Raw genomic sequence first — 24,803 nt, forward strand, 5'->3', positions numbered from 1 at the left:
GTCCCGCTGTCGGCGGGACCGGGCCGGTGCCTGCGGGCGCCCGCGGTCCTGCGGGCGCCGCGCGGGGTCAGAGGGTGGAGCGGACCCAGCCGTCGACCACCGCGGTGAGGTCCTGGTCGGCCGCCGAGTGGTCCACCACGTGGGTGCGGATCACGTCGCTGCCGCTGCTGAGGAAGCCGCCGCGCTTGTCGGTCTCCAGCACGACCTCGATCCGGTTCGGCGTGGTGATGAAGGTGACCTCCACCGAGTTCGCCCGCTGCGCGTACTGCGGCGCCGCCGAGAACTCGATCTCCTGGTAGAAGGGCAGCGTCTGGCCGGTGCCGCGGATGTGGCCGGCCTCCAGGTCCGCGGCGCGGAAGTGGAAGCCCAGCTGCAGGAAGGCGTCCAGGATGCGGCGCTGCGCGGGCAGCGGCTCGACCTCCAGCGGGTCGGAGTCGCCCTTGTCGAGCGCGCCCGCGATGTCGACCTCGGTGCGCACGCCGAGCTGCATGCCGTGCAGGCGCTGGCCGGCGATGGTGGTGACCGGGGTCTCCCACGGCACCTGGACGGAGAACGGGATGGAGCGCTTCTCGCCCTCCGCGAGCTTCAGCGGCGAGGTGACCGAGAACTTCGCGAAGGGGTAGAGGCCGGTGCTCTCGCCCTCCTCGTGCTCGATCTCGACCTTGGCGACCAGGGTCAGGGTGATGCCCCGGATGTCGGCCTCGACGTTGCCGCCGGTCAGCTCGACCGTCCCCTGCAGGGCGCCGCCGGGGTACACGACGGGGGTGGAAAGAACGGTGTCGACGCCGGGGCCGCCGACGCCCAGGGCGCCGAGGAGCTTCTTGAACACCATGCGGGTGCTCTCCTTCGGAGGAAGTAGGACCGTGCGAGGGCCGGTCCCCCGGCCCGCTGCCCACCCTAGGGCCTGGCGGTGGGCCGACACGGCGACGCGGGGGTTGTAGGACAACCGGACAACAAGTTGTAGGATGACCGGGCAAGGGTCGGTGGTAACGCCGCACCCGTACCCGCCGTACCCCGCCGTACCGCCGTGTCCCGGGAGGAGACCGCCATGACCGCAGGCAGCAACGACACCCTGCAGGCCGCCGGCCGGCGCTCCCTGGTCGACACGGCCATCGACCAGCTGCGCGAGCAGCTCGCCGCCGGCACCTGGGCGGTCGGCGACCGCATCCCCACCGAGCACGAGCTGGCCGAGCGGCTGCAGGTCGGCCGGAACACCGTCCGGGAGGCGATCCGGGTCCTGGTGCACGCCGGCATGCTGGTCTCCCGGCAGGGCGAGGGCACCTTCGTCCGCAGCACCAGCGACCCGGCCGCCGTCCTGCGCGGCGTCCAGCGCTCCGGCGTGCGCGACGTCCTGGAGGTCCGCGCCGCACTGGAGGCCGAGGGCGCCCGGCTGGCCGCCCTGCGGCACACCCCCGAGGACATCGCGCGGATGCGCGCCGCCCTGGCCCGCGAGGCCGAGGTGCTCGCGGCGCACCCCGAGCGGGCCGGCCGCGAGGCGACCGTCGAGCACGACCTGGAGTTCCACACCGCCGTCGTCGAGGCCGCGCACAACCCGGCGCTGGCCGAGGTGTACCGCTACTTCGGCGCCTCGGTGCGCGAGTCGATGCGGACGGCCTTCGGCGACCACGACATGCCCGAGGTGGTCGTCGCCACCCACGCGGCGCTGGTGGACGCGATCGAGAGCGGTGACCCGGACCGCGCCGAGGCGGCGTGTCGCGCGCTGCTCGCCGAGCCGACCGCGGCCGTCGAGCAGCTCCTCGCGGCCGTCGCGGCCCGGAAGTGAGCGGACGCCGCTCCCTCCGCGTCCGCACTCCCCCGTTCCCATGAAAGAGCAGCACGTCCCCATGGCAGTCACCCGTGCCGTCCAGCCGGTGGTCGGCTCCGCGCTCCCCGTCCGCACCCGGCTCGCCCACCCCGCCCTGCTGCTGACCGGCATCCTGCTGGTCGCCTTCAACATGCGCGCCTGTCTGGCCGCGGTCTCGCCGATGATCGCCGAGATCCAGCACACCTTCGGGCTCTCGGCGACCGCGAGCGGTCTGATCACCACCGTGCCGGTGCTGTTCCAGGGCGTCGGCGCGCCGCTCACCCCCCGGCTGACCCGGCGCTTCGGCACCGAGCGGGTGGTGCTCGGCGCGGTGCTGGTGCTCGGCGCGGGCGTGCTGCTGCGAGTGCTGCCCTCGGTGGCGGCGCTGTACGCGGGGTGCGTGGTGATCGGCGTGGCGATCGCCGTCCTGAACGTCTCGATGCCCGGGCTGGTCAAGCGGGAGTTCCCGGCGAAGGCCGCCACCATGACCGGCGTCTACTCGACCACCATGCTGGTCGGCGCCACCCTGGCGGCCGGGCTGTCGGTGCCGCTGGAGCACGCCCTCGGCGGCGGCTGGCAGGCCTCGCTCGGCGCCTGGTCGCTGCTGGCCCTGGTCGCGGCGGTCGCCTGGCTGCCGCAGGTGCTGCGGGCCCGGCTGCAGCCCGGACCGGCCGCACCGACCGCCGCCGGGCGGCCGGCCGCCCCCGCGGGCACGCCGATCGCGGGCCTCTGGCGCTCCCCGCTGGCCTGGCAGATCAGCCTGTTCATGGGCATCTCGTCGCTGCTGGTCTACATCCTGGTCGCCTGGATGCCGACCGTCCTGGCCGAGCACGGCATGGACCGGGGCCGGGCCGGACTCGTCTTCGCCTTCTCCAACCTGGTGCAGGTGGCCGGCGCCTTCCTGGTGCCGCTGGTGGCCGGCCGGATGACCAGCCAGCGGGCGCTGGCCGCGGGCATGGCCGTCCTGAACGGGCTCGGCATCTCGATCCTGCTGCTCGCGCCGGTCTCCGGCGCCTGGGTCTCGGCGACCGTGCTCGGCGTCGCCCAGGGCGGCTCGCTCGGCCTGGCGCTCGCCTTCATCGTGCTGCGGACCGGCAGTGCGGCCGGGGCCGCCCAGCTCGGCGGGATGTCGCAGGCGGTCGGCTACCTGGTGGCCGCGGCCGGCCCGGTCGGCGCCGGCGCGCTGCGCGAGGCGACCGGCGGCTGGGAGACCCTGCTGCTGCTGATGCTGGTGCTGGCCGCCGTCGCGGCGGTGGCCGGCTGGGGCGCGGGCCGCAACCGCACGCTCTGACCGCCTCGGGCCCGGCCGTTCCGGACCCGGCCACCCCGGACCCGTACGGACGCGGGCCGGGTGCCCCGACCGCCTCGCAGCGGTGGGGCACCCGGCCCGCGTCCGTCCTCCGGGCGGCGGCTACTCCTCGGCGGCCAGGGTGAGCCCGGCCAGCTTGACCGAGGCGAGCACGGTGGCCGCGGCGGTGACCACGACCAGCAGCGGGACGGCCACGCCGAGCGCCACGTCCGCCGTGATCGCGCCGTTCTCCGCGATGCTCTTGCCCACCGACAGGCCCCACTGCTGCACGCTCAGCGTGCGGGCGCCCTCGACGAAGTTGCCGACCATGGACTCCCAGACCAGCGCGTACCCGAGGCCGGCCACGACGGCGTGCCGGGTGACCACGCCGAGCAGCAGGAACACCGCGCTGTAGGCGGCCCCGGACAGCAGGGCGGCGACGGTGTAGGCGAGCGCAAGGTTGTCCTTGGTGCCGTACAGCAGCAGGCCGGACAGCAGCATCGGGATCGCGGCGAACGCCCAGGTGGTGACGATCGCGACGGCCAGCTTGGTGGTTATGATCTTCCAGCGCGGCAGCGGCTTGGCCAGCAGGTACACCACCGAGCCGTCGTCGATCTCGGTGGCGATGACGCCGGTGCCGACGACCAGGCCGAGGATCGGCAGCAGGGTGCCGAGGCCCAGCTGGCCGAGGATCTTCACGGTCAGGTCGTGCTCGTCCCCGCTCGACCCGCTCGCGATCGCCGAGATGATCAGGAGCAGGGCGGGGACCACCAGCAGCATGATGCCGCGGCGGCGGCCCAGCAGGCCGCGCAGCGTCAGCCTGGCGACGGTCGGGTTCATAGGTGGTCGGCCTTCCTGGTCCGGTCGGGGCGGTTCACGCGGAGACGAGGTAGGAGAAGACGCTCTCCAGGGACTCGTCGGCCGGCGCGACGGTGTACAGCCGGATGCCGGCCTGCTGGGCGACCTTCGGCAGCAAGGTGGTGAAGCCCTGGAAGTTGATCGCCTGGATCCGCAGGGCCTTCTCGTTCCAGTCCAGCTCGATGCCGGCCGTGGACGGGTCGGCGATCAGCGCGGCGGCCAGCCGCCGGTCGTCGCTGGAGCGGACCAGGTAGCGGTGCGGCCGGTCGGTCATCAGCCGGCGGATCCGGCGGAAGTCGCCCGAGGCGGCGTGCCGGCCGGCCACCACGACCTCGATGTGCCGGGCCAGCTGCTCGACCTCCTCCAGGATGTGCGAGGAGAACAGCACCGTCCGGCCCTCGGCGCCGAACCGGCGCAGCAGCTCCATCAGCTGCAGGCGCTGGCGCGGGTCCATGCCGTTGAACGGCTCGTCGAGCAGCAGCACGGCCGGGTCGTGGACCAGCGCGGAGGCCATCTTGACCCGCTGCTTCATGCCCTTGGAGTAGGTGCCGGTCCTGCGCTCCTGCGCGTACTCCATCTCGACCAGGGCGAGCGCCCGGCGGGCGGCGGCGCCCGGGTCGGCGAGGCCGTGCAGCTCGGCGTTGGCGAGCACGAACTCCCAGCCGGTCAGGTAGTCGTACATCGACTCCCGCTCGGGGACCAGGCCGATGTGCCGGTAGACCTCCTGGTTGCGCCAGATCGGCGCACCGTCCAGGGTCACCGCTCCGGAGGACGGCGCCAGGAAGCCGCTCATCATGTGGATGAGGGTGGACTTGCCGGCGCCGTTCGGCCCGAGCAGGCCGGTGACCCCGGGGCCGATCGCCATGCTGATGTCGTTGACGGCGACCACGTTCCCGAACCAGCGGGAGACCTTGTCGATGGTGATGGTGGCCATGACGCCCTCTCAGATGCGGTGGTAGCGGCGCAGCAGCAGCCGGTAGGCGCCGGCCACCATCGCGGCGGCGACGGCGGCGAAGACGACCAGGCCCGCCGTCCCCGGGGCGATGACGTCGTTGGAATGGTCGGTGAGGTCGAACAGCTGGTTGACCAGGCCGTCCACCAGCAGCCCCGGCGAGAGCAGGGCCGCCCAGTCCGCGGACGGGGGGATCTCGCCGGTGCCGGCCGTGACCCCGAAGATGATCCCCACCACGACGCTGGTGATCACCTGGTAGCCCATGATGGCGGCCACGCCGAAGCCCCGGCGCGGGGTGGCCGCGGCGATCACCAGCGCGACCGAGGTCGGCACCAGCGCGTACAGCACCGCGGTGACCAGGCCGAAGAGGAAGTGCGCGGTGTTGTGGCCGAACGGCAGCCCGGCAAGCAGTGCGCCGAGGTACAGCACCACCAGCGGCACGACCATCAGCAGCAGCTGGGCGCTCGCCATGGCGGCGAACTTCGCCCGGACGTAGTCGCTGCGGGTGATCGGGCGGGAGAAGTAGAGCGGCACCGTGTGGTGGCGGAGGTCCCGCGAGAGCAGCACCGGCGCCTGGGCGGCCAGGAAGATCGAGACGAACAGGCCGAAGATGCTGAGGTACTCGGGGTAGTCGAGCGGCAGCTCCTTCCCGTTCGTCATCACGGTGACCGCGACCATGATCACGGCCGGGATCGCGACGACGCCGAGCACCAGCATCGGCAGCACCTTGGACTTGCCGGAGCGGCCGAGGCCGTACGCGGCCCGCAGGCTCTGCACGTACAGCGAGCGGGTGGCGTAGGAGCGGCCCAGCCGGGGGCCGGTGTAGCCCCGGTAGCCGATGTCGTGGATGACGCCGGTGTCGGGGCGCCCGGTCTCAGGAGGCAGCGACATCTGCGGTACCTCCCCCGGGGTGGTCGGCGGCGCCGGCGGCGGCGGGCGCCGCGTCGGCCGTGAAGATCTCGGCGACCCGGTGCCGGCGCTGCTCCAGCCGCACCAGGCCCAGACCGAGGTCCGCGACGGCGTCGCGGACGGCGTCGTACGTGTCGTCGTCCCGCAGCTGCACCAGCAGCACCCGGGAGCCCTCGGCCTGCACCGAGAGGCCCGCGGCGGTGAGCCGCTCGCGGACGGCCACGGCCGGGTCGAAGGAGGCGTCCTCCGGATCGGTGACCTCGACCGCGAGCAGCGCGGTGGCCTCGGTGAAGGAGGCCGTCGAGGACGAGCGCAGCAGCCGGCCGCCGTCGATCACCACCAGGTGGTCGCAGGTGCGCTCCAGCTCGCCGAGCAGGTGCGTGGTGACCAGCACCGAGATGCCGAAGTCGGTGTACACCCGGCGGATCAGGGCGAGCATGTCGTCCCGGCCGACCGGGTCGAGGCCGTTGGTCGGCTCGTCCAGCAGCACCAGCTTCGGGTCGTGGACCAGCGCCTGGGCGAGCTTCACCCGCTGCTTCATACCGGTCGAGTAGCCGCCCATCGGGCGGTAGCGCTCCTCGTACAGCCCCACGTGGCGCAGGGTGTCGGCGGTCCGCTCGCGGGCCGCCGCGGCCGGCAGCCCCGCCATCCGGGCCATGTGGACCACGAACTCGGTCGCCGAGACGTCCGGCGGCAGGCAGTCGTGCTCGGGCATGTAGCCGACCTGCTCGCGGATCTGCGAGCCCTGGGTGGCGATGTCCAGGCCGAGGACCTGACCGGTACCGGAGGTGGCCGGCGCGAGGCCGAGGAGGATCTTGATGAGTGTGGACTTGCCCGCGCCGTTCGCCCCGACCAGGCCGACGACCCCCGGCTGCACCTCAACGGTGAGCTGATCGAGGGCAGTGACCCGGGGGAACCTCTTGGTGAGGCCGTCCGTCTTGATGACTGTGGACACGTGCACAAGGTAGTGGGATCCGCGCGCAACCGGTATGAGCTGGAAAGACGAACCCCGCATGATCCTGCGGTATGACCTGCTGTCACCGATCCCCTAGGGGACGGCCCCCCGGACGGCCGGTTGTACGCTGTGGCTTTCCATACATGGGGGATCGCCCGGGTGCGAAACGGGCGGAGGGGACGGCTCAGAGTGTCCGATCGCGCGACCGATTTCGACCGCATGATGAATCCGTGGGCGTACGACGCCGACGGCAACCTGACGGCGCAGGCCCAGCAGCAGGAGGCAGCCCGGACCAGGATCAACTCGGCGAACGCCACCGGCGGCGGCAACACCACCGTGGTGAACCCGGGTGCCCTGGACGAGGCAGGCGTCTCCGCGGACCAGCTCCACGGCCGCTACCCCGGCGAGGCCCGGCAGGCGGACGACGAGACCACCCTGGTCGGCACCGCCTTCGGCCACTGGCAGCTCGGCGGCGCCGCCCAGAGCGCCCTGGCCTCGTGGAGCCAGCAGTCCGTCGCGATAGCCGCGTCCATGCAGAATGTCAGCAGCAACCTGCGGGAAACCGCCAGGACGTACCGCGACAACGAGAACGCCGTCGAGGCGAGCATGAAGAACTGACGGGGGAACAGACCATGGTCGACTACCACGAACTGAGCAACGCCAGGATCGAGGTCCTGGTGGCCGCCGCCAACGCCTGGGACGAAGTGGTCAAGAAGGTCACCGGCACCGACCTGGAGTGGGAGACGTCCGTCACCGGCAAGGTCAACGCGGCCGAGTGGACCGGCGCCTCCGCCGACGCCGCCAAGCCCGTGGTCCAGCGCGTCGGCGACGACCTGACCCTCTCGCTCGGCCGGGCCCGCGACATCGGCGCCGCCCTGCGCAGCGCCGCGGACGACATCGGCGCGCAGAAGGACCGGCTGCACGCGATCGTCGCGGACGCCCAGGCGGACGGGCTGACCGTCAGCAGCGACGGCACGGTCAGCTGGCCGCCCGCCGACTTCGCGACCCAGCACGACCCGGACGCCCGCGACGCCTACCAGCGCAACAAGCGCGAGCGGGCCGAGCTGGCCCGGCACAACATCGACGAGTGCGTGTACCGCGCCACCGAAGCGGACACCCGGGCCTCCGGACTGCTGCGTACCGCCGCCGGCTGACCCGGAGCACCCGGGACGGACGGGACGGCCCGGTGGCGCTGCGAACGCCACCGGGCCGTCCCCGTCCTGTTCGCCCCTACCGTCGGCCCGGTCGGCCGGCTCTAGGACAGCAGGTCGGACTGCAGGGTGACCACCTGGCGGAAGGCCGCGGCCGGGACGCCCTTCGGATTGCCCATCACCACCACCCCCACCACGTCGCCGGCGCTCAGGTAGGCCATCCGCCCGGTGGCGTCGCCCCCGGCCCCGGTCGCCGTGCTCTCCCGGGCGCTCAGCTCCACCCGGGGCACGACGTCCCAGTCGCGGGTGCCCGCGGCCTTCGCGTCCACCAGGTCCTTCAGCACGCCCTTCGAGCGCAGGCCGGTGTACACCTCCCACGCCTCGTACGAGGAGGCGAACTGCAGCAGCCGGATCTGCGTGCGGGTGCCGTCGGCGGCCGTCCACTCGCGGACGGTCGAGGCCCGGCAGGCGTTCTCCACCAGCAGCAGCGAGAGCTCCGCGGGGACCTTCTGCTCGGCGGCGGCGTCCTCGCAGCGCACCCAGTCCGCGACCGGGGAGACCGGGGCGGCCGGGCCGCCCGCCGAGGTGCTCGCCGGGCCGCCGGGGGAAGCGGCACCCGGGCTCGCCGAACCGGCGGTCGGGTCGGCCGTCGGGTCGGTGCCGCCGGCCGGGGCGGTCGGGGCGGGCGCGGTCGGGCTCGGGAAGACCACCGGGGCGAGCGAACCGCCCGCCTCCTTCGGCGCCGGCAGCAGCAGGTGCCGCAGGTCCGCGGCGTGCCGGCTCCGGCTGTCCGGACCGCCCGGAGCAGGCCTGCCCGACGGCAGCGGCGGCAGCACCAGGGCGGGGAACGTGTAGCGGCCGTCGCCCGCGGTCCGCAGGCCCGGGATGTCGGTGCGCTCGGGCCGGGTCACCGCGAAGGCCGTGCCCGCCCCGGCGGTGGCGAAGACCAGGACGGCCGCGCCCCAGCGCAGCGCCGCATGGCGGGCCCGCGACCGGCGGGCGGCCCGCTCCTCCGGGGTCTCCGGCGGCACGGCGGGCGCGGCCCAGGCGTCGCCGTCCTCGGCACTGCCGGTCACCGCGGACACCCCGAGCGGGGCGGGCGCGGCGGCGGGCGGTGCGGGCAGCGGGAATCCCGCGGCGGGGGCGGCGGGCGTTGCGGGCAGCGGGAATCCCGCGGTGGGGCCGGTGGTGGCCGGGGCCGGACCGGCCGCCGGCTCCTGCGGCGTGGCGCTGTCGGTCATGCGGACGCTCCCGGGCGGGCGAGGCGGTCGAGCTGCTGGACGAAGAGGGCGACGATCCGGTCCTTGGGCAGCGGCGCCACCCCTTCGACGTTCATCACCACCAGGAGGTCGCCCGCGGCGGCCGAGCACTCCAGGTAGTCGATCGGGGCGGACGGCGGCGCCGGCATCAGGTAGCAGTGCGCCTCCGGGTGGCCCGGGATGTCCGGGCCCCGCCGGAACAGGCCGGTGTCACCGGTGAACACGGCGCTGTACTCGTTCAGCCGCTGCACCTCCTGCTGGTTGAACTGGCGCAGCCGCAGCCCCACCACCAGGTCGTTGCGCTCCGACTTGTACGTGCGCACGCCGGTCGCCCGGACGTGCAGGCCCTCCCAGTAGGCGCGCAGCTTGTCGCGCTTCTCCTTCGGGACGTCCTTCAGGTCCTCCTCCAGCTCGGCCTTCAGCTGTTCGGCCGAGAGCACGGAGTCGTTGCCGTAGCCGCCCTCGTCCGGACCGAGCGAGAAGCCGGCCGGGACCGGCAGCAGCAGATCGGCGAGCGAGCCGAAGTGGTTGCCGTTGGCCTTCGCGCCGAACGGCGTCGCGGAGGCCGTCGGGGCGGGCGCGGCCGTGGCCGGGGGAGCGGCGACGGCCGCCGGAGCCGGGTCGTCGTACTTCACCTCGATGATGCCGGCGCCGATGCCGACGCCGACCAGCGCGGCCGCGACCACCGCACCGGTGGCGCGCAGCAGCCCGCGGCGGGCGGCCGGCGGGGCGGCGGCGATGCTCGCGGTGTCGGTGCTCGCGGTGTCGGCGTCCGGGGTTTCGGCGTCCGCGGTGCGGTCGCTCGCGGTGTCGTCGCTCGCGGTGTCGTCGCTCACGGTGTCGTCACTCATGCCAACCGCTCCCACTGCTGCTTGGCGATCTCCTTCAGGGCCGCCGGGTCCACCGGCTTGTCCCCGTACGCGCTGACTTCCATGACCACCGTCCCGCGGCGGGCCGTCGCGAAGCCGAAGTAGTACGGCTCGGTGGTCTCGGCCCAGTAGTCCGGCGTGGTCTCCACCCGGTAGCCGCCGGGCGCGCCCTCCGCGAAGGGGTCGAGCCCGAACTCCTTCGCCCGGTTCTTGGCCCCGGCGGGGTGGTCCGCGTCGTACTGGATCAGCATCACCCGGAACTTGACGCCGTCCTTCTCCCAGTCGACCTCGGCCGCCCGGCGGAAGCCCTCGGCGTTCAGCGAGCGGAAGATCCGGCCGGAGTCGCCGTAGTGGTCGGCGAACTCGCCGATGCTGGTCCAGCTCGGGGTGTCCGGGTGGTCGTCCCACGGCGCGCTACCGGTTGGCGCGGTCATCACCAGCTTGCGCAGGTCCCCGTCGATGCCGAGCGGCTTCGGCCGGGCCTCCGCGGCGGCGGCCGGGTCGACCGCACCGGCCGGGTAGCCGGGCAGGGCCACCTGCAGCGGCGGCAGCGGGGTCGCCGGGCGCTGCGCCTGGATGTTGTAGCCCAGTCCGCCGCCGGCCAGCGTGCCGAGCACCAGCGCCGACACCAGCAGCAGCACCGGGCGGGGACGGCGCGGCCGGGGCTCCGGCCCGGGCCCGTCCTCGGCGTGGCCGCTGCCCAGCACCTCGGCGGGCGCGGTCGGCGGGACGGCCGGGGCCGGCGGCAGCAGCGGGTCGGCGGGCGGGCCGGCAGGCGCTGCGGCGATCGGCCCGGTGGCGGTCGGCCCGGTCGCGGGCGCGGTCGGGGGATCGGCCGGGGTTGTCGGATCGGCCGGGGGCGCCGCGTCGGTGCGCGACGGCTCCACGGATTCGGTGGTCACGGGGAATCGCTCCAGAAAAGGAATCGGCGACGGCGGGGGCGGCGGGCGGTCAGCCGCGCGCCGAGGAGAGGCGTTCGCGCTGGCGCTTCATCAATTCACTGATCAGCGCCTGGTCCGGAGTTCCCTTCACCTGCACGGTGATCGTGTACTCCACGTCGCCCTGGCTGGAGATTCCGGCCATCGATCCGGTGTACGCCTGCTGCTTGGGCTTCAGGATGTAGCCGTGGGCCTTCGGATCGCCGTCGATGTCCAGCGTCTCCCGGTTCATCGTGTGGCCCTTGGCGAATTCCGCCGCCAGCGCGGGGGAGCCGAAGTGCATCAGGCGCACCTCGACCTCCATCTTCCCGTCGGCCGTCCGATAGGTGCGGAGCGCCGTCTCCTTGTAGCCGTACGAACCAAGGATCGCCATGATGTCGTCCTGCTTGAAGTCGGCGGCCACCTCGTCGTCGGTGAGCAGGATGCCGTCGTCGGGCCCGTAGGTCTCGCCGCCGTCCGGCACCGTCAGCAGGAAGGCGCGCAGATCGCCGCCGTGGGTGCCGCCGTTGAGCGTGCCCTTCAGGGTGCTGGACGGCTTCGGGGCTGGCGCCACCGAGGGCAGCGGCACCGCGCTCGGGGTCGGGCTCGCGGAGGCCGTGGCCGTGGCGCTCGCCGAGGCCGTCGCCGCCGGGCTCGCCGGGGCACCGGGCGCCGCGGCCGCCGCCGGACGCGCCGCGGGCTTCCCCACCGCGACGGTCACCGCCGCACTGGTCGCGGTCACCGCGAGCAGTCCGGCCGTGGCCAGCGCCACCCCGACCGCGCGCGGCACCCTGCGGCCGGCCCCGGGAGCGCCGGGCAGCTCCGGACCGGACTCCGGCAGTACGGGCACGACCGGTTCGGCGGGTGCGCCGCCGTCGGCCGGTGCCATGCCGCTGGTCGCGTTTTCGGGCGCGGGCAAGGAACTCCCCCTGGGGAATTGGGATTCTTCGCGCGCGGGCACCACTCCGGGCGGCCCCCACCGCCCGCCGGGCCGAACGCAGCGCGTTTCACCACGAATTATGAGGCCGCGTCACCCGGGGGCCAACGAAATCAATCACCGCACTCCGCCACAATGATCGACCAATCGGACACGCCGTGATCGAACCGCAATGGGCGGAGCGGCGGCGGACCGCCACCCCGCCCGATCGCGGGCTGCGCGCACCCTCCCCGCGGCTCAGGAAGCGGCGCGCTCGGTCATCTCCACGACCCGGCCCGCGGAATCGACGACGACCTTGTACTCGCCGCCCGAGCACGGGTACGAGACATCGGGGCTGGTCCGGTCGGCCAGGCACTCGGCGATGTGCTTGACCAGCCCGGCGACGTCGACGTCCTTCGGCTTGGCCAGCACCGAGTTGAGGTGCCCCTTCGCGGTCGCCGCGAACGGCGCCGACCGGTCCGGCCCGACCGGCTCGAAGCGCACGTCGTTGACCCCGCAGGCCGTCTTGGTGTCCCGGTACACCAGGGTGGTCGCGGTGGTGCCCTTCACCGGGTAGACCCACTTCTGCCCGGCCGGCAGCGGAGCCGCCGTGCAGAAGCCCTCCGGCTCCTCGTCCGCCCCCGCGGACCGGCTCGGCTGCGCGGTGCCGGACGGGGCCGGCTTCGCGGTGCCGGACGGCGCCGTGGCCGCCGCGGTGGGTGCGGCGCCGCCCGTCCCGGCCGGGGCGGAGGCGGTCGGAGCGGCGGTACCGGCCGCCTTGTCCGACGCGTCCTCCGGACCGCACGCCGCCAGACCGAGCACGGCGGCACCGGCCAGGACGGCACCGAGCATTCTGCGAGAACCCATGACGAAACATCCCCCCGTGGTGACTGCTGATCAGTTCGAGAACTGCGGCGCACAGGCTAGCCCACCCGCGGGCGCGCCGGCCCGCGCCCTCCGGCCGCCCCCGACCGGCCCCCGTGCGCCTCCGCGCCCGCGTCCGTCGCCGTCCCGGGCGCTCCGTCAGCCCAGCTGCGCCAGGCCCTCGGTGGCGATCCGCTCGAAGACCGCGAGGTCGTTCGCGAAGACCGAGTCCGGCACCGGCCAGTGGATCACCAGCTCGGTGATGCCCAGCTCCCGGTAGGCGCCCGCCCAGTCCACGAAGGCGCCCACCGACTGCAGCGGCTTCTCCGCCGTCGATCCCTGGAGCAGCACCTTCTCCAGCGACGCGACGTCCCGGCCGGCCGCCTCGCAGGCCGCGGTCAGCTTCGCGATCTGCTGCGCGATCACGCCGGGCGCCTGCTCGACCGGCACATCCGCCGGCCCGCGCGGGTCGCCGTACGTCACCCAGCCCTGCCCGTACTCCGCCGCCAGCCGCAGCCCGCGCGGGCCGGTCGCCGCCACGTAGAACGGCACCCGGGGGGTCTGCACGCAGCCGGGGACGTTCCGGGCCTCGACCGCCGAGTAGTACGTGCCGGTCTCGGTCGTCGCGTCCTGCCGCAGCAGCTTGTCCAGCAGCGGCAGGAACTCCCCGAAGCGGTCCGCCCGCTCCTTGGGCGACCACGCCTCCTGGCCCATCGCGGTCGCGTCGAACCCGACCCCGCCGGCGCCGATCCCCACCGTCAGCCGCCCGCCGGACACGTCGTCGACGGTCACCAGTTCCTTGGCGAGGGCCACCGGGTGCCGGAAGTTCGGCGAGGTCACCAGCGTGCCGAGGCGCAGCCGCTCGGTCGCCGCGGCGGCCGCGGTCAGCGTCGGCACCGCCCCGAACCACGGCGCGTCGCGGAACGACCGCCACGACAGGTGGTCGTACGTGTAGGCGGCGTGGAAGCCGAGGTCCTCGGCCCGCCGCCAGATCTTCTGCCCCTCGCCCCACCGGTGGATGGGGAGGATCACGGTGCTCAGTCGCATACCCGCGACCCTACGTCCGCGCGGGCCCCTCCCGGAGGGTGCACCCCGCAGCGCGCCCCGTGCCGGGGGCACCGCGGGGTGGTCAGGCGGCCGGGGGGTGGGCGGCGCGGCGGGGTGCGGGGGCGGCCGGGCGGGGCGCGGCGGCGCGGGCGAGGGCGTGGAGGGTGGCGAGGGCGGCGGGGAGGACGTCGCCGATCGGAACCGGCTCGCGGTCGTGGGGCTCCGGGCGGTCGTCGGGGGCGGTCGGAGGGTGCTCGCGGGTGGGCATGGCTCCTCCTGCCGACGGGGTGGCCGCGGGGGTTCTGCCCGGGCCCGGCGGGCGCTACGCGCGGGTGCGGCGGTTCGGCCGGAAAGGGGCGCTGCGGGGCCGGTACCCGCACCGGCGGCGGTGAGCGAAGATGGACCGGTGACCACACCCAGTACCGCCGTCCGCCTGATCGCCACCGACCTCGACGGCACCCTGTTGTGCTCCGGCGGAACCGTCTCCGAGCGCACCGCCGCCGCGCTGGCCGCCGCGGAGGCGGCCGGGGTGCAGGTGGTGTTCGTGACGGGGCGGCCACCGCGCTGGATGCAGCAGGTGAGCGCGCACGTCGGCGGGCACGGCGTGGCGATCTGCTCGAACGGCGGCGCGGTGGTCGACGTGCGGCGCGGCGAGCTGGTGGAGTGGTCGCCGCTGGAGCCGGAGGCGGCGCTCGCGGTGGTCGACGTGCTGCGGTCGCGGCTGCCGGGCACCTCGTTCGCCTTCGAGTACCCGGGCGGCTTCGCCCGCGAACCGCACTACGAGGTGCGGATGTGGGGGTCGGACGAGGACCACCCGATCGGCCCGGCCGAGGAGCTGCTGGGCCCGGGCGGGCCGGTGCGCGGGCTGTTCAAGGTGCTCGCCAAGCACCCGGACATGGATCCGGACAAGCTGCTCGGCACGGCCCGGGAGGCGGCCGGGCACCTGGCGGAGATCACCCGCTCGGCGCCGATCCCGCTGCTGGAGATCAACGCGCCCGGCGTCACCAAGGCCAGCACGCTGGCCCGCTGGTGCGCCGGGCACGGGATCGACCGGAGCGAGGTGGTGGCCTTCGGCGACATGCCGAACGACCTGGAGATGCTGGCCTGGGCCGGCACCGCCTACGCCGTGGCCAACGCCCACCCGCAGGTTCTGGCGGCGGTGGAGCGGCACACCGCGAGCAACGAGCAGGACGGCGTGGCGGCGGTGCTGGAGGCCCTGCTGGCCCGCTGAGCGCTCAGCCGAAGCGGCCGTTGACGTAGTCGGCGGTCCGCTGGTCCCGCGGGTCCTGGAAGAGCTGCTCGGTCGGCCCGGCCTCCACGATCCGGCCGGGGGTGTCGTGGGTGGCCAGGAAGAACGCGCAGCTCTGCGAGACCCGCTGGGCCTGCTGCATGTTGTGGGTGACGATCACGACGGTGAGCCGGCCGCGCAGTTCGGCGATGGTCTCCTCGACCCGGCGGGTGGAGGTGGGGTCGAGCGCCGAGCAGGGCTCGTCCATCAGCAGGATGTCCGGGGAGACGGCCAGCGAACGGGCGATGCACAGGCGCTGCTGCTGCCCGCCGGAGAGCGAGCCGCCGGGGGTGTGCAGCCGGCCGGAGACCTCGTCCCAGAGGCCGGCCCGGCGCAGGCTGGTCTCGACCAGGTGCGCGCGCTCCTCCTTGGAGACCTTGATCCCGGCGAGCTTGAGCCCGCTGGAGACGTTGTCCTGGATGGACATCGCCGGGAACGGGTTGGGCCGCTGGAACACCATGCCGATCCGGCGGCGCACCTCGGCGGGGCGGCGGCCGGGGCGGTAGACGTCGTCCCCGTCGAGCAGGACCTCGCCGGCGAGGGCGGCGCCGCGCACCATCTCGTGCATCCGGTTGAGGATCCGCAGGTAGGTGGACTTGCCACAGCCGGACGGGCCGATCAGCGCGGTGACCTCGCCGGCGGGCATGGCGAGCGAGACCCGCTCCAGCACCTTGCGGGGGCCGAACCAGGCGGAGACCTCGCGGGTCTCCAGGCCCGCCAGCGGTCCGGCCGCGGCGCCCGCACCGTACGGCCGGGCGCCGTACGGCTGCGGCACGGCCGGCAGGTGCAGGGTGCCCGCCTCCGGGTCGACCGGGTGGGCGGCGACGGCCGTTCCGGCGGCGGGGGCCGGGGCGTCGGTCAGCGGGGCGTCGGTCATCGGTGGTCCCTCCGGGGCGCGCGTCAGTAGAGGTTGGGCAGCAGGGCGGCGGCGTTCTCGTACACGGCCCAGAGCAGCGCGCCGACGACCGGGGCGAGGCTCAGGTAGGTGGCCGAGCGGTGCCAGTGGCGGGCCAGGACGGTGGCGGCCACCACCGCGCCGAGCAGGCCGAGCATCCACAGCTGCAGGGTGGCCAGCGCGCCCTTGTCGGCGGCCAGGGCCCTGCCGTACGGGACGGTGGCGGGCCGGCCGCCGGGGTTGGGCTCGGGGTCGCCGTCGAGCCGGGCGCCGATCATCACGGTGGAGCCGGGGATCCAGGCGGAGTCGCCGGTGACCAGCACCAGCCGGTTGCGGGCCGGGTCGGTGATCGGGTGGTCGCCGTCGCCGTACACGTTGACGGTGTAGCTGAACCTCCCCTGGCCGGTGACGGTCTCGATCCGGTCGCCGACCCGCAGTTCGGGGAGCCGCTCGAAGGGGGCGCCGAAGGTGGTGCCGCGGCCGAAGAGCACGGCGACGCCCTGCTGGCCGGGCAGGGCGGTGTCGCGGCGGTGGCCGGGGCCCTTCATGAGGGTGCGTCCGGTGGTGCCCTCGACGACCACGACGTCCTTCAGCCCGATCGCCGGGATGGAGAGGAGGGCGACCGGGTCGCCGTCCGGCGCCGAGCCGGTGGGGGCGACCGCGCGGGCGAGCTGGTCGCGGAAGGTCTTGTGGGCGGTGGACTGGAAGTGCCGCTCCTGGAGGTGCGAGAGCGTGAACAGGTAGCCGACGAAGCCCGTGACCAGGACGGCGAGCAGGCTGACCGCCCAGGCGGCCTGGAGGAACCGCCGGCGCCCGGCGGCGGGCTCCCCGGCCGGCCGGGCGGACGGGGCCTGGGCGGCGGCCGGGGCGGCCTTCGCCGGCGCGGGGGCGCTCATGAGCGGCCTCCGGCGTTGCGGCGGCGCAGCAGGTGCCGGCCGAGGAGCGGCGGCACGACCACGACGGCGAGCAGTTCGAGCGCGGTGAGGGTGGTCAGCAGCCAGTCCTCGGGCCGGCCGTCGACGGCGACCACGGTGGCCGGGATCTCCCCGCCGGAGCCGCCCCGGCCGCGGGCTACGACCTGGCCGGTCTGCGGGTCGACGACCTCCTCGGCGGCCGGTTCGCCGTCGGCGCCGACCGCGCCGGGTTCGCCGGTGCCGCCGGTGGCGCCGCCGTCGCCCGCGGTGGCCGGGCCGCCGCTCCCGCCGCTGCCACCGCCCGCCGAGCCGCCGCTGCCGCCGGCGGTACCGCCGGTCCCGGCCTTGGCCCCGCTGCCGCCCGTTCCGCCGCCGGCCGCCGGGCCGCCGGCCGCGCCGCCCGTACCGGAGCCGCTCTTGACCGCCTGGCCGTTCTGCACGGTGCAGTCGAGCGGGGCGCCCTGCTTGTCGCAGGGGCTGGGCATCGGCGCCTCCTTCAGCACGGTGAGTTCACCGGCCGCGTTGAAGGTGGGGTTGGCGCAGTTGGCGAGGGTGTTCGGGTCGACCGGGCTGGCGTTGCCGGGGATCCGGGCGTTCTGCAGCATGCCGCCGCGGACCAGGTTGCGCGGGATCGGCGAGTAGCCGAGGTTGTCGGCCTGGCCCTGGCCCTGGCAGAGCACGTACGCGATGAAGCGGCTGAGCGCGCTGCCCTTCTCGTTGGTGAAGCGCGGCGGCGGCTGCTTGGCGGCGCCGCTGCGCGGCACGATCAGGTAGCTGTAGCTGGAGACCGGGTAGGAGCGCGGGTCCGGGTTGACGTAGACCCCGTCGAGGTTCTGCTGGAGGAAGTCCGGGTCCTCGGGGGAGGTGCTGTCGTCGACGCCGCGGATCTTCGCGGCGGTGAGGGCGACGGCGACGTTGGAGGCGGTGGGCAGGGTGTAGAAGCCGGCCGGGTTGAGGACCTTCACCACGGGCCAGTTGGAGCGCTTGGCGAAGGCGTACTCGTCGTAGCCGATGGTGCCGAGGCCGGACGGGGCCTTGATGTAGCCGGCGACCACGTCGGAGCCGTTCTGCGCGACCATCCGCCCGGCGGTCGGGTAGAACTCGGTGTAGTCGCCGCAGGGGGTGCCGTTGACGCCGCGGCAGTACTCCTCCCACTGCCCCTTGTGGGTGTGGCTCATCCAGCGGGTGAACTGGGCGGTGGCGCCGGACCCGTCGGAGCGGACCACCGGGGTGATCGGGATCTTGGGCAGGGCCTTGCCGTAGTCCTTGGTGACCCTGGCGTCGTCCCAGGAGGTGATCCGGTTGGTGAAGATGTCCACCAGGGTCTGCGGGGAGAGCCGCAGGTCGCGGACCGGCTTGCCGCCGACCACGAGGTTGTACATGAAGGCGGTGCCGCCCGCGGTGATCGGCACGTACGAGTAGCCGTAGTTCTGCGCCTCGGCGGTGCCGGCGCCGCTGCGGCGGGCCTCCTCGCTGAGGCCGAGGTCGTTGCCGGTGCGGAACGGGACGTCGGAGGCGGTGAAGTCGTTCTGCCCGATGTTCCAGTCGTTGCGGCCGGTGGCGGAGCCGACCGGGTTGAAGTTGATCTGGATGCCCTGCGGGCTGACGTCCTGGCGCCACTGGTCGATCGCCGGGCCGGCCCAGCTGGAGCCGCTGGAGTTGAGCGAGGTGGCCGCCCGGGCCGGGGTGGCCTGCCCCAGCAGCAGCGAGGCCGAGGCCAGCAGCAGGGTCACCAGGACGGCCGTCGGGCGGAGCACGGGGCGGCTTGCGGCCTCCCACGACATGGGGACTCCTCGGGTGCGGAGGGTGGTCGGTCGGGTCATCGGTGGCCCCCGGCGGGTACGGCGGACACCGCCGCGTGGGCGCCGACGGCGATCCCGGTGGCGGATCCGGCGGGAGCGGCGGCGGTGCGGGCGGGGCGGTCCTGGCGGGCGGGCCGCGCGGACCGGGCGAACCTGCGCTTCTGGCGGCGGGTCAGTTCGCCGGGCCGGCGGCCGCCGATCGTCCGGGCGACGACGAAGAGGACCAGCACCACCGCCATCAGGGTCAGCGCGGCGGCGAAGGCGCGGGCGATCATCTCGGGGTAGGGCTGCTTGACGTAGTTCCAGATGAAGAGCGGCAGCGAGACCTGCTGCTCCTTCAGCGGGTTGCCGTTGAACTGCGAGGTGAAGCCCGAGGTCAGCAGCACCGGCGAGGTCTCCCCGACGCCGCGCGCCATGCCCAGCACCACCGCGGTGACCAGGCCGGGCCTGGCGGTCGGCAGCACCACGTTCCACACCGTGCGCCACTGGCTGCCGCCGAGCGCGTACGAGGCCTCGCGCAGGGTGCCGGGCACCAGCCGGATGACCACCTCGGCGGCCCGGGTGACGATCGGCATCATCATCACGGTCAGCGCGAGCGAGGCGGCCAGGCCGCTCTTCTCGAACCCGAAGGTGATGATCACGACGCCGAGCACGAACAGGCCCGCGACGATCGAGGGCAGCGCCGTCATCGCCTCGACCAGGGTCCGGACGGGACGGGCCAGCCGGCCGCCGACCTCGGACATGAAGACGGCCGCGGCGATGCCCAGGGGCACGGCGAACAGCGTGGCCAGGCCCAGCTGTTCGAGCGAGCCGACCACCGCGTGGAGCGCGCCGCCCGAGGTGATCGGGGAGAGCGCGGCGGTGTGCTCCATCGACTCGGTGAAGAAGTTGAGGTGCCGGGCGGCCTCCAGGCCGCGGGAGAACACGTAGCCGATCTGGTCGGCGATCAGCGCGACCACCAACAGTCCGGCGCTCCAGGCGACCACCCCGACCAGCCGGTCGCGGACCACCAGCGGGCCCCACTGGAGGCGGCCGACCGCCCAGTAGCCGGCCACGAAGAGCAGGTACCAGCAGAGCAGGAAGCCGAGGGCGCCGCTGAACGGCAGGATCCGCTCGTACAGCATCCAGTCGAGGGCGAGCGAACCGGCGGCGGCGCCGAGCACGGTCAGCACGTCCTCGCGGGTGACCCCGCCGAGCCTGACCCGGCGCTCGGGTCCGGGCTCGCCGGTCGGCGCGTCGGCCGGCGAGGGAGCGGGCGGGGCAGCGGGTCCGGGAGCGGCGGGCTCCGGTGCCGCGGCGGGCGGCAGGTCGAGGGTGGTCATCGGTTCGTCCCTTCACGGCGGTACGGCGGCAGCGGGCGGCGGGCGGGGCGGGGCACGGTCAGTCCGCCGTCGCTGCGCCGGAACGGGAGCGGCTGATGACGAAGCTCGCCGCCACGTTGACCAGCAGGGTGAGGCCGAAGAGCACCAGGCCGGCCGCCATCAGGGCGGAGAGCGAGAGGGCGTCCGACTCGCCGAAGCGCAGCGCGATCAGCGCCGAGATGGAGTTGGCGCCGTTCTCCAGGATGTGTGTGATGGCCGTGAAGTTCGGCGAGATGATCAGCGCGACCGCGATGGTCTCGCCCATCGCCCGGCCGAACCCCAGCATCACCGCGCCGATCACCCCGCCCTTGCCGAACGGCAGCACGACGGTGCGGACCATCCCCCAGCGGGTGGAGCCGAGCGCGTACGCGCCCTCCCGCTCGCCCTGCGGGGCCTGGGAGAACACCTCGCGGCTGAGCGAGGTCACGATCGGGATGATCATCAGCGAGACGATCACCCCGGCGATGAAGGTGGAGGAGGTGTACGAGGTCGCGATGTCCCCCGTGCGCACCTCCAGGAACGGGACGAAGCCGAGGTGGTTGGCCGTCCACCGGACGAACCCGATGATGTGCGGCTGGAGGAAGAACACCCCCCACAGGCCGTAGACGATGGACGGGATCGCGGCCATCAGGTCGACCAGCGAGATCAGCGTCGCCCGCAGCCGGGGCGGCGCGTACTCGGCGATGAAGACCGCCGTGGCGAGCGCCACCGGCACCGCGATGGCCAGGGCGATCACCGCGATCAGCACGCCGTTGGGCAGGACGGCGGCGATGCCGAAGTTGTGCGCCTGGGTCTGCCACTTCGGCTCGGTGAGGAAGTCCCAGCCCACCACGCGCAGCGCGTCGGCGCCGCGCAGGACCAGGAAGAAGGCGATCAGCCCCATGATCGCGAACACCGAGAGGCCGGCCGCGCGCAGCAGGCCGCGGAACACCAGGTCGCCGCGGGTGGCGGGGGCGGTGAGGGTGCGGGGGACGTCGGGATCCGGTGGACGGGGAGCCCCGGCACAGGGTGCCGCGGGCTCGGCGGCGGCTGTCATGGTCTGCTCTCCGGTGCGCGCTCGGTGGGTCGGGACACGGGTGGGCGACCCGGCGGGGCACGGGTCGGTGACCCGGCGGGGCCTGGACGGCGGCCCCGCCGGGTCGGCGGTCGCCGGGGTCAGGGGCTGCGGCGCAGCCGGGACCAGCCGGTGCGCAGCGCGGACGCCGCCCGGGCACCGGCCGGGGTGCCGCCCAGCAGCAGCGCGGCGGGCCCGCCGACCAGCAGCACCAGCCCGGCGATCAGCGCGACCGGCAGCAGCAGCCGGGCCTTGCCCGCACGGTCGGCCGCCGGGGTGCCGGCCGCCACCGGGGCCGCCGCGAGCGGGCCGACCGGGCCCGGCGAGGCCGTGGCGGAGGGCTTGGCGCCGGCCGCGCCGGTGCCGGTCGCCCCGGCCGTGCCGCCGCCGGCGGCCGCTGCGCCGCCCGGACCGCCGGCCCCGCCGGAGGAGGAGCCGGAGCCCGTGCCGCCGGAGGAGGAGCCGGAGCCGTCGGCCACCGGGGCCGGTCCGCCCGGGCCGGTCGTACCGCCCGTGGTCCCGCCGGCCGTACCGCCGTCACCCCCGTCACCGCCGGACGGGTCGGCCGGAGCGGTCGGCGCGGTCTGGTTGCCGGGAAGCTTGCCGTCCTGGCCCTCGACGTGCTTGACCGCCTCGGCGGCCTGCTTGCGCTGGGCCTCCGTCAGGGCGAGGAAGCCGGCCGCCAGTCGGCCGGGTTCGGGGCCGTACACCTGGCCGCCGGTGGTGGAGGTGCGCAGGAACCGGGCGATCGCCTCGGCCTTGGCCTGCGGCACCCCGGAGGTCGGCACCATCGCGTACTGCACGGTGGTCAGCGGGTAGGCCCGCTGGTCGCGTGCGAAGGCGGTGTCCGCGGCGCCGTACGGGAGCTGCTGGGTGCCGGTGGCCGGGTCGACCGGCATGGCGGCGACCGCGGCCTGGAAGCCGCTGCCGGTGGGGCCGGCGAAGCTGCCGGCCGGGTTGAGCAGCTCCGCCTCGGGCAGCGAGTACGCCTTGGCCTGGCCGGAGTCCATGACGGCGAACAGCACCCGCGAACCGGGCGCCCGGGCGGCGCACGCGTCGTGCCCGCCGGTCGGGTTGACCTCGGTGCTCAGGCAGGTGCCCTTGTTCTCCAGGATCTTGCGGGAGACCTGGCCGAGGCCGCCGAGCACCGGGTTCCAGTCGTACTGCTTCCAGCGGCGCAGGGTCTCGGTCTCGCCGTCCGGGAACCCGGAGAAGTCCTGCGGCTGCAGCGCCTCGATCGGGTAGCCGGAGAACTTCGGCCGCAGGTAGGCGGTGTTGAGGTGCATCCCCCACGGGTCCGGCTCGCCGTCCAGGAAGCGGGCGGCGTCCGGGTCGGCGGCGATCCACGAGGTCAGCTGGTGCACCAGGTCGGTGGTGCTGCCGACCACGGTCGGCAGGAAGTCCATGCCGCCGTTGCAGGAGGCCGGCCACTGCAGTCCGCTCGCCGCGGGCAGCGGGTTGAGCTTGAGGAACTCGGGGTCGTTGGTGACGCAGGTGGGGTTGCCCTCCACCGAGGGCACCTGCCGGGTGCCGGTCGGGGCGTACGACTGGGTGAGCAGTTTGGCCATCAGCCGGGCGTTGAGCCGCATGTCCCGGATCTGCCGGCCGGTCTGCGTGTCGTCGACGACGAAGACCACCGAGATGCCGGAGGTGGCCAGCGGCGCGTAGACGTACGGCCGGGCCGGCACCTCGCGGTCCGGCCGGGCGGTCAGCGCCACGTCCACGCCGGAGCCGTTGAGGAAGGCCGCGCGGGCCTGGGGCTCGCCGCCCGCGAAGGCGTACTGGAAGGAGATCGGCGACTCGGCCAGGCAGAGGCCCGAACGCCACTGCTGTACGGCCCGGTTGACCATCTCCAGGCCGGACGCGGAGAACGCGGAGTTCTGCGCGGCGCACTCGCCGGGGGTCGGCGCGAAGGACAGCGGGACGACCGTGCGCTGCTCCCAGGAGCACTGCTCGCCGACGGCGAAGTCCTGGTTGACGCCCGAGCCGGCCTGGGCGGAGATCGCGTCGGCGGCCATCGGGGTGAAGAACTCGCCGGTGTCGCTGCCGTGGTCGGTGCAGTCCACGGCGCCCTCGCGGACCTGCCAGATGTCCAGGATGTCGCCGCCGTAGTTGGGCGCCACCACCAGGGAGCAGGGGTGGCCCGCGTCGCAGCCGAGCGAGGGGCTCTGCTGCGCGGTCCACACCTCGATGCTCGCGGTGCCCGAGCCGTCCGCCCCGGTGACCGCGATGGCTGCGTTGGAGGGGAAGTCCGGTGTGGTGATGCCGGCCGGCGGGGTCTTCTGGCCGAAGCCGCGCGCCGGGTCGCCGCCGTAGAGCGTGGAGCCGTAGCAGTCGGTGATCCTCGGGTCGGTGCCCCGGCACTGGTAGATCCGGACGGGGTACAGCACCGAGGAGTCCCGGAAGGTCACACTGGTCGCGGGCAGGCCGCCGAGGGTCGAGGGGGTGAAGCCCGACCAGGAGACCTGCACGACCTGGTTGGTGAGGTTGCGGGCCGCCGAGACGGTCACACTGCCCTCCGGACCGTACGACTGGGTCTCCGGCTGCCACACCTTCGGCCCCTGCACCGTCACCGAGGTCGCCGCCCGCGCCTCGGGCACCGCACCGAGCCCCACCGACACCATCACCAGCGCCGCCACCGCGGCCCAGACCAGTGCCGGCGCCGGGAGCCGCCGCCACCACCCCGGTTCTCTCGGCACGGGTACGGGGACTCTCATGGCGGGCACCTCCGGGATTGCGAACCGCTGCGACGGCACGGCGGACTGGTCTCACCCGGGAGCCAGGGCTGACGGCTCCGGTGCGTACTATTCGGCCAGCCGGACATGGCCGGGTCCGGTCGACCGGGTGTACGAGACCCCAACGCAGCGACTCCCGCACGGAGTTGGGCGCTCCGGATGTGCGGCGGGCCCGGATGTGCGGCGGGCCCGGATGTGCGGCGGGCCCGGATGTGCGGCGGGCCCGGATGTGCGGCGGGCCCGCGCCGGCGGCGCGGGCCCGAAACGCTCCCCGTAGCACTCCCCGGACCGGGCCCGGGGCCGGGTCAGCTGCCCTGGGTGAAGGTCAGCGAGAGCGAGCCCACCGACTGGCCGGCCTTGAAGAAGCCGGTGTTGAGCCGCCCGTCGATGAACGCGGCGCCCTCGGCGTCGATCTGCAGCTCGGAGGCCTTGAGGGTCTGCACGCCACCGGTGTTGGCCACCTGGTTGTCGCCGGCCGGGTCCAGCAGCGCGACCGGCTCGGTGCCGCCGACCGGGACGCCGGTGATCTGCCAGGTGTCCACGCGGAAGGACAGCTTCTTGAAGGTGGCGCTCTTGCCGGTGAAGACGTTGACGAAGAGCAGCCCGCCGCCGAGCTGGATGTCGCCGTAGTAGGCGGGCAGGTTGGCCGCGCCGCCGGTCACCGGGAAGGTGGTGGAGATCCCGGTGGTGCTGTCGTAGGTGGGCGAGGCGGTCGGCAGCGGGATGACCACGATGCCGTTGAGCGCCGAGTCCCGGAGGAACGCGTTGCTGGAGGTGACCACCGCGCTGCCGGTGGACGGGGTGCCCGCCGGGGCGGTGTCGGCAACCGCCGCACCGCTCATGCCGGTCGCGGCGAGGACGACGGCTGCACCGGTGGCGGCGAGGCGGACGCGGGTACGGGACATGCTGGGCTCCTTGGACGTGAAGGCGGCGGCGGTGCGGGGTGCTGCGGGCCGGCGGCCACG

At 74.4% G+C, this 24,803-nt stretch carries 24 protein-coding genes; 5 read left to right on the forward strand and 19 right to left on the reverse strand.

Going from position 1 to position 24,803, the window contains the following annotated elements; all coding sequences use genetic code 11:
• Positions 1-67: 67 nt before the first annotated feature.
• Entirely contained in the window at positions 68-832 is a 765-nt protein-coding gene (locus tag ACWGB8_RS29030; RefSeq protein WP_452216584.1) for a sporulation protein, read from the reverse strand.
• 216 nt (positions 833-1,048) lie between these two features.
• Between ACWGB8_RS29030 and ACWGB8_RS29035 the strand changes: the two genes are divergently transcribed.
• Entirely contained in the window at positions 1,049-1,783 is a 735-nt protein-coding gene (locus tag ACWGB8_RS29035; RefSeq protein WP_452216585.1) for a FadR/GntR family transcriptional regulator, read from the forward strand.
• A gap of 61 nt (positions 1,784-1,844) precedes the next feature.
• Entirely contained in the window at positions 1,845-3,095 is a 1,251-nt protein-coding gene (locus tag ACWGB8_RS29040) for a CynX/NimT family MFS transporter (RefSeq protein WP_452216586.1), read from the forward strand.
• Between the two features lie 120 nt (positions 3,096-3,215).
• Here ACWGB8_RS29040 and ACWGB8_RS29045 read toward each other — a convergent pair whose 3' ends face one another.
• The 4 genes from ACWGB8_RS29045 to ACWGB8_RS29060 are packed head-to-tail and all read right to left on the reverse strand — an operon-like array spanning position 3,216 to position 6,766.
• Positions 3,216-3,932, reverse strand: a complete 717-nt coding sequence (locus ACWGB8_RS29045; RefSeq protein WP_452216587.1) for an ABC transporter permease — start codon at positions 3,930-3,932, stop codon at positions 3,216-3,218.
• Positions 3,933-3,966: 34 nt separating this feature from the next.
• Entirely contained in the window at positions 3,967-4,884 is a 918-nt protein-coding gene (locus ACWGB8_RS29050) for an ABC transporter ATP-binding protein (RefSeq protein ID WP_452216588.1), read from the reverse strand.
• A gap of 9 nt (positions 4,885-4,893) precedes the next feature.
• Positions 4,894-5,793, reverse strand: a complete 900-nt coding sequence (locus ACWGB8_RS29055; protein WP_452216589.1) for an ABC transporter permease subunit — start codon at positions 5,791-5,793, stop codon at positions 4,894-4,896.
• The gene (locus ACWGB8_RS29060; RefSeq protein WP_452216590.1) at positions 5,777-6,766 is read right to left on the reverse strand and encodes an ABC transporter ATP-binding protein; all 990 of its coding nucleotides are present in this window, start codon (positions 6,764-6,766) and stop codon (positions 5,777-5,779) included. The genes ACWGB8_RS29055 and ACWGB8_RS29060 overlap by 17 nt, the downstream gene beginning before the upstream one ends.
• Before the next feature lie 219 nt (positions 6,767-6,985).
• Here ACWGB8_RS29060 and ACWGB8_RS29065 point away from each other — a divergent pair, with 219 nt between their 5' ends.
• Together ACWGB8_RS29065 and ACWGB8_RS29070 are read left to right on the forward strand one after the other, a co-directional pair.
• A complete protein-coding gene (locus tag ACWGB8_RS29065; protein WP_452216591.1) occupies positions 6,986-7,384 on the forward strand; it encodes a hypothetical protein in 399 nt (132 codons plus the stop codon).
• Positions 7,385-7,398: 14 nt separating this feature from the next.
• Entirely contained in the window at positions 7,399-7,920 is a 522-nt protein-coding gene (locus tag ACWGB8_RS29070) for a hypothetical protein (protein WP_452216592.1), read from the forward strand.
• Positions 7,921-8,021: 101 nt separating this feature from the next.
• On the opposite strand, the gene ACWGB8_RS29075 is transcribed toward ACWGB8_RS29070, so the two are convergent.
• The 7 genes from ACWGB8_RS29075 to ACWGB8_RS29105 all read right to left on the reverse strand — a co-directional run bounded on the left by ACWGB8_RS29075 (position 8,022) and on the right by ACWGB8_RS29105 (position 14,057).
• Complete coding sequence (locus tag ACWGB8_RS29075; RefSeq protein ID WP_452216593.1) at positions 8,022-9,158, reverse strand: hypothetical protein; 1,137 nt, start codon at positions 9,156-9,158, stop codon at positions 8,022-8,024.
• Positions 9,155-10,027: a hypothetical protein gene (locus ACWGB8_RS29080; protein WP_452216594.1), complete on the reverse strand. Its 873-nt coding sequence runs from the start codon at positions 10,025-10,027 to the stop codon at positions 9,155-9,157. The genes ACWGB8_RS29075 and ACWGB8_RS29080 overlap by 4 nt, the downstream gene beginning before the upstream one ends.
• Positions 10,024-10,947, reverse strand: coding sequence for a hypothetical protein (locus ACWGB8_RS29085; RefSeq protein WP_452216595.1), 924 nt, complete (start codon positions 10,945-10,947; stop codon positions 10,024-10,026). The genes ACWGB8_RS29080 and ACWGB8_RS29085 overlap by 4 nt, the downstream gene beginning before the upstream one ends.
• A 49-nt stretch (positions 10,948-10,996) precedes the next feature.
• Complete coding sequence (locus ACWGB8_RS29090; RefSeq protein WP_452216596.1) at positions 10,997-11,881, reverse strand: hypothetical protein; 885 nt, start codon at positions 11,879-11,881, stop codon at positions 10,997-10,999.
• A gap of 255 nt (positions 11,882-12,136) precedes the next feature.
• Positions 12,137-12,745 carry a hypothetical protein gene (locus ACWGB8_RS29095; RefSeq protein WP_452216597.1) on the reverse strand — a complete coding sequence of 203 codons (609 nt, stop codon included), beginning with the start codon at positions 12,743-12,745 and terminating at the stop codon, positions 12,137-12,139.
• A gap of 156 nt (positions 12,746-12,901) precedes the next feature.
• On the reverse strand, positions 12,902-13,789 hold the full coding sequence (locus ACWGB8_RS29100) for an LLM class flavin-dependent oxidoreductase (RefSeq protein WP_452216598.1): 888 nt from the start codon (positions 13,787-13,789) through the stop codon (positions 12,902-12,904).
• Positions 13,790-13,871: 82 nt separating this feature from the next.
• On the reverse strand, positions 13,872-14,057 hold the full coding sequence (locus ACWGB8_RS29105) for a hypothetical protein (RefSeq protein ID WP_452216599.1): 186 nt from the start codon (positions 14,055-14,057) through the stop codon (positions 13,872-13,874).
• Positions 14,058-14,195: 138 nt separating this feature from the next.
• Here ACWGB8_RS29105 and ACWGB8_RS29110 point away from each other — a divergent pair, with 138 nt between their 5' ends.
• Positions 14,196-15,020, forward strand: a complete 825-nt coding sequence (locus ACWGB8_RS29110) for an HAD family hydrolase (protein ID WP_452216600.1) — start codon at positions 14,196-14,198, stop codon at positions 15,018-15,020.
• 4 nt (positions 15,021-15,024) lie between these two features.
• On the opposite strand, the gene ACWGB8_RS29115 is transcribed toward ACWGB8_RS29110, so the two are convergent.
• From ACWGB8_RS29115 to ACWGB8_RS29145, 7 genes are all read right to left on the reverse strand, one after another.
• On the reverse strand, positions 15,025-15,954 hold the full coding sequence (locus ACWGB8_RS29115) for a phosphate ABC transporter ATP-binding protein (protein WP_452216601.1): 930 nt from the start codon (positions 15,952-15,954) through the stop codon (positions 15,025-15,027).
• A gap of 23 nt (positions 15,955-15,977) precedes the next feature.
• Positions 15,978-16,868 (reverse strand): class E sortase, encoded by an 891-nt coding sequence (locus tag ACWGB8_RS29120; RefSeq protein ID WP_452216602.1) that lies wholly within the window; start codon positions 16,866-16,868, stop codon positions 15,978-15,980.
• Complete coding sequence (locus ACWGB8_RS29125; RefSeq protein WP_452216603.1) at positions 16,865-18,670, reverse strand: substrate-binding domain-containing protein; 1,806 nt, start codon at positions 18,668-18,670, stop codon at positions 16,865-16,867. The genes ACWGB8_RS29120 and ACWGB8_RS29125 overlap by 4 nt, the downstream gene beginning before the upstream one ends.
• Positions 18,671-18,705: 35 nt before the next feature.
• A complete protein-coding gene (gene pstA, locus ACWGB8_RS29130; protein WP_452216604.1) occupies positions 18,706-20,010 on the reverse strand; it encodes a phosphate ABC transporter permease PstA in 1,305 nt (434 codons plus the stop codon).
• Between the two features lie 58 nt (positions 20,011-20,068).
• Entirely contained in the window at positions 20,069-21,085 is a 1,017-nt protein-coding gene (gene pstC, locus ACWGB8_RS29135) for a phosphate ABC transporter permease subunit PstC (protein WP_452216605.1), read from the reverse strand.
• 119 nt (positions 21,086-21,204) lie between these two features.
• Entirely contained in the window at positions 21,205-23,820 is a 2,616-nt protein-coding gene (locus tag ACWGB8_RS29140; RefSeq protein WP_452216606.1) for a hypothetical protein, read from the reverse strand.
• Between the two features lie 323 nt (positions 23,821-24,143).
• Positions 24,144-24,803 (reverse strand): hypothetical protein (locus ACWGB8_RS29145; RefSeq protein WP_452216607.1); only part of this gene is annotated, 660 nt, incomplete at its 5' end.

The organism is Kitasatospora sp. NPDC054939 (assembly GCF_053610105.1).